The organism is Brevundimonas sp. (assembly GCF_036402095.1).
In the GTDB taxonomy this organism is placed as follows: domain Bacteria; phylum Pseudomonadota; class Alphaproteobacteria; order Caulobacterales; family Caulobacteraceae; genus Brevundimonas.
In genome coordinates this window covers 1-3,727 of record NZ_DASWTO010000101.1, presented here as the reverse complement: position 1 = coordinate 3,727, position 3,727 = coordinate 1, and the positions used below count along the sequence as shown (strand labels likewise).

Annotated in this window: 5 protein-coding genes and 1 tRNA gene; 5 read left to right on the top strand and 1 reads right to left on the bottom strand. The window is 70.3% G+C overall.

Annotated features, from left to right (window positions below):
- A partial coding sequence (locus tag VGD32_RS07700; RefSeq protein ID WP_331031315.1) for a complex I NDUFA9 subunit family protein occupies positions 1-867 on the bottom strand: 867 nt, incomplete at its 3' end.
- A 173-nt stretch (positions 868-1,040) separates the two neighbouring features.
- On the opposite strand from VGD32_RS07700, the gene VGD32_RS07695 reads away from it, so the two are divergent.
- The 5 genes from VGD32_RS07695 to lptB form a co-directional block, all read left to right on the top strand.
- Positions 1,041-1,127 (top strand) — tRNA-Leu (locus VGD32_RS07695).
- Positions 1,128-1,198: 71 nt separating this feature from the next.
- Positions 1,199-1,813, top strand: a complete 615-nt coding sequence (locus tag VGD32_RS07690; protein WP_331031314.1) for a ribonuclease D — start codon at positions 1,199-1,201, stop codon at positions 1,811-1,813.
- A complete protein-coding gene (gene lptC / locus VGD32_RS07685; protein ID WP_331031313.1) occupies positions 1,813-2,469 on the top strand; it encodes an LPS export ABC transporter periplasmic protein LptC in 657 nt (218 codons plus the stop codon). The genes VGD32_RS07690 and lptC overlap by 1 nt, the downstream gene beginning before the upstream one ends.
- Before the next feature lie 2 nt (positions 2,470-2,471).
- Positions 2,472-2,948 carry an LptA/OstA family protein gene (locus tag VGD32_RS07680; protein WP_331031312.1) on the top strand — a complete coding sequence of 159 codons (477 nt, stop codon included), beginning with the start codon at positions 2,472-2,474 and terminating at the stop codon, positions 2,946-2,948.
- Positions 2,949-2,968: 20 nt separating this feature from the next.
- Positions 2,969-3,727: LPS export ABC transporter ATP-binding protein (gene lptB, locus VGD32_RS07675; protein ID WP_331031311.1), on the top strand; the 759-nt coding region annotated here is incomplete at its 3' end.

Here is a 3,727-nt window from a genome sequence, read left to right as displayed (position 1 = left end):
GCCTTCGGCGCTGTCCGCGACGACGTTGTCGGTTTCCAGACTCGCGACCTGGTCGCGCGTCAGAACCGGCGCGATGCCCACGATGCTGGTCAGCTGCGCCAGCGAACCGATCGCCCGCGCGGCGAAGAAGGGCAGGGGGATCAGGCCGTTGCGGCGCCGGGTCTCGCGCAGCACCAGCTTCAGGATGTCCTCGAAGGTCATCACCTCGGGGCCGCCCAGTTCGAACGTGCGGCCGGCGGCGTCGGGCCGTTCCACGGTGCGGACGATCGCCTCGGCGACGTCTCCGACATAGACGGGCTGGAACCGGGTCTTGCCGCCGCCGATCAGCGGCAGCGCCGGCGCCATGGTCGCCATCGAGGCGAACTTGTTCAGGAAGCCGTCCCCGGCGCCGAACACGATCGAGGGCCGGATGACGACCGCGTCGGGCTTGGCCTCGCGCACCGCCATCTCGCCCGCGGCCTTGGTGCGGGCGTACTTCGAATCGCTCTCGGGATTGGCGCCGATCGCTGACACATGCACCAGCCGGTCAACGCTCGCGGCGGCGCAGGCGAAGGCGATGTTGCGGGCGGCGTCGACGTGCATCGCCTCGAACGAGCGCGCCCCGGCCTCGTAGAGAATTCCGATCAGGTTGATCGCGGCGTCGGCGCCCTGCAGGGCGGCCTCGACCTGGGCCGGGTCGGCCGCGTCGCAGCGCACCGCCTGGATCTGGCCGACGTGGCCGGACGTCTGCAGCCTGTAGGCGCGGTCCGGGCGGCGCACGGCCACCCGGATGCGCCATCCGCGCCGGGCCAGATCCCGGACCACCTGGCCGCCGACGAAACCCGAGCCGCCGAAGACGGTGATCAGGCCGGGCGCAGCTTCGCTCATGACAGAACTCCAGGGACGGGCGGCCGGTGCGGAACCGGCCTCGGCGCGGGGATTAGACGATGGTCACCACGGCTGCAACGCAAACAGGACAAAAGCCTGTTGACCCGCCCATGGGGCTGCCTTAAGGGTCCGCGCCTTCCGGACGGAAACGCGTGCAAGCGCGAAACGTCTGGGCCCAGATGGCGGAATTGGTAGACGCGCTGGCTTCAGGTGCCAGTGGCTTAACGGCCGTGGAGGTTCGAGTCCTCTTCTGGGCACCATTTTTTCGGCGGCGCCGTGTCCTAGCGATACGGCGCCGTTCGTTTATGTTCTCCGCTATGAGACAGCCGACATGACCGTGCATCTTCACGAAGGCGACCTGCCGGACGGCCTCGACCTCGGTCCCGAGGTCGCGATCGATTCCGAGACCATGGGCCTGCGTTTCCGCCGTGATCCGCTGTGCGTGGTCCAGCTTTCGGCCGGGGACGGCGACGCCCACGTCGTGCGCATGCGCCGCCCCGCTTACGACTGCCCCAACCTGAAGCGGCTGCTGACCGACCCGGCGGTGCTCAAGCTGTTCCACTTCGGCCGTTTCGACATCGGCATGTTCCAGCTCCACCTCGGCGTCGAGACCCGCCCGGTCTACTGCACCAAGATCGCGTCGAAGCTGGCCCGCACCTACACCGACCGCCACGGTCTCAAGGACGTCGTCCGCGAACTGGCGGGGGTCGACCTGTCCAAGGCCCAGCAGAGCTCCGACTGGGGCGCGGCCGAACTGACCCCGGCCCAGCTGGAATACGCCGCCTCCGACGTCCTCTACCTGCACGCGGTCAAGGCCCGGCTGGACGAGATGCTGGCGCGCGAGGGCCGGACCGAACTGGCCCGCAAATGCTTCGACTTCCTGCCGTCCCGGTCCGCGCTGGACCTGGCCGGCTGGGACGAGATGGACATCTTCGCGCACACCTGATGACCGAACCCGCCGACACGCGCGACCAGGCGGACGAGGCCCGCATCGCCGCCACGGCCCGGGCCTTCCGCGCCCGCTCCCGCCGCGTGCAGCTGCTGCGCCGCGTCCTGCCGGTGGCCATCGTCGTGCTGGCCGGCGGGACCATCAGCTGGATCGTGCTGCGCAGCGTCATCTCCGACGTCGAGCGCAAGGCCGGGGCGACCCGCGAGGTGACGCTCGAAAAGTCCCGCTTCCTCGGCCAGGACGCCCAGGGCCGCAGCTTCGTGGTCGGCTTCGAACGCGCCGTGCGCGACGCCGAGACCGGCCGGTTCCGGCTCGTGGGTCCGGCGCTGCGGCTCAATCTCGGCGGCCGCAAGGTCACCACCCTGACCGCCGACGGCGGCATCTATGACGAGGCGGCGAAGACCGTCACCATCGGCCCCAACGTGCGCATCTCGGATGGCGGCTCGGGCTTCACCCTCGTCACCCCCGAGGCCGTGGTGAACACCTCGACCGGCGTGGTGACCGGTTCCAAGGGCGTCCAGGGCTCCGGGGCACTTGGAACCATCACCGCTTCGTCCTATGCGATCTATGAACAGGGCGAACGGGTCGTGTTCAGCGGCTCGGGTGATAACAAGGTGCGCGGGACCATCAACGCCGCGAGGTCGGACGGATGAGCATGACCAGAACCCTGACGACGGCGGCGATCGCCCTGGCCCTCGCGGCCCTGCCCACCCTGGGCGGCGCGCAGAGCTTCCAGGCCGGACAGCCGATCATGTGGGGCGCCGACCAGGTGTCGCGCACGCCGACGGCGCTGTCGCTGCGCGGGCGCGCGGAACTCACCCAGGGCGACAACCGCATCCGCGCCGACCGCGTGGAGGGCGTGATCTCCGACGGCGGGCTCAGCCGCGTCGAGGCCACCGGCAACGTCTATTTCGTCACCCCGGAACAGACCATCCGCGGCGACCGGGCCGTCTACACCCCGGCCAACGACACCATCGTCCTGACCGGCGACGTGATCCTGACCCAGGGCGAGAACGTCATGACCGGCGGCCGTCTGACCTACAACACCCGGACCGAGGCGGCCGAGATGGACGGCGCCGGCGAGGGCGGCCGCGTGCAGGGCGTCTTCTACCCCGAACGCGGCGGGAACTGAGCCCCGGCTCGGACGGAACCGTGGCCCGCAAGGAACTCTCCGCTCTCAACGTCCACGACGCCGCCGCCCCCGAGGCCGCGGCCGAGGCCCCGCGCCCGACCGGCCTGCGGGTCCAGAACATCGCCCGCTCCTTCGGTCCGCGTCAGGTGGTGCGCGACGTCTCCCTGCACGTCGAGCGCGGCCAGGTCGCCGGCCTGCTCGGCCCCAACGGGGCCGGCAAGACCACCTGCTTCTACATGATCACCGGCCTGATTCCGCCCGACAGCGGCAAGATCTGGCTCGATGGCGAGGACATCACCGCCCAGCCGATGTACCAGCGCGCCCGCATGGGCCTCGGCTACCTCGCGCAGGAGGCCTCGATCTTCCGCGGCATGACGGTCGAGCAGAACGTCCGCGCCGTCGTCGAACTGCACCACACCGGCCGTCAGGCCATCGCCGAAGAGACCTCCCGCCTGCTGGAAGAGCTGCGCATCGACCACTTGCGTCATGCCCCGGCCTCCGGCCTGTCCGGCGGCGAGCGGCGCCGCTGCGAGATCGCCCGCGCCCTCGCCGGCCGTCCCAGCTTCATGCTGCTCGACGAGCCCTTCGCCGGCATCGACCCGCTGGCCATCGCCGATATCCGTCAGGTCATCCGCTACCTGGCCGGCGAGGGCATCGGCGTGCTGATCACCGACCACAACGTCCGCGAGACGCGGGAGATCCTCGACCACGCCTCGATCATCTCGGGCGGCGCCGTCCTGTTCGAGGGCAAGGCCGAGGACGTCATCCGCGACCCCGAG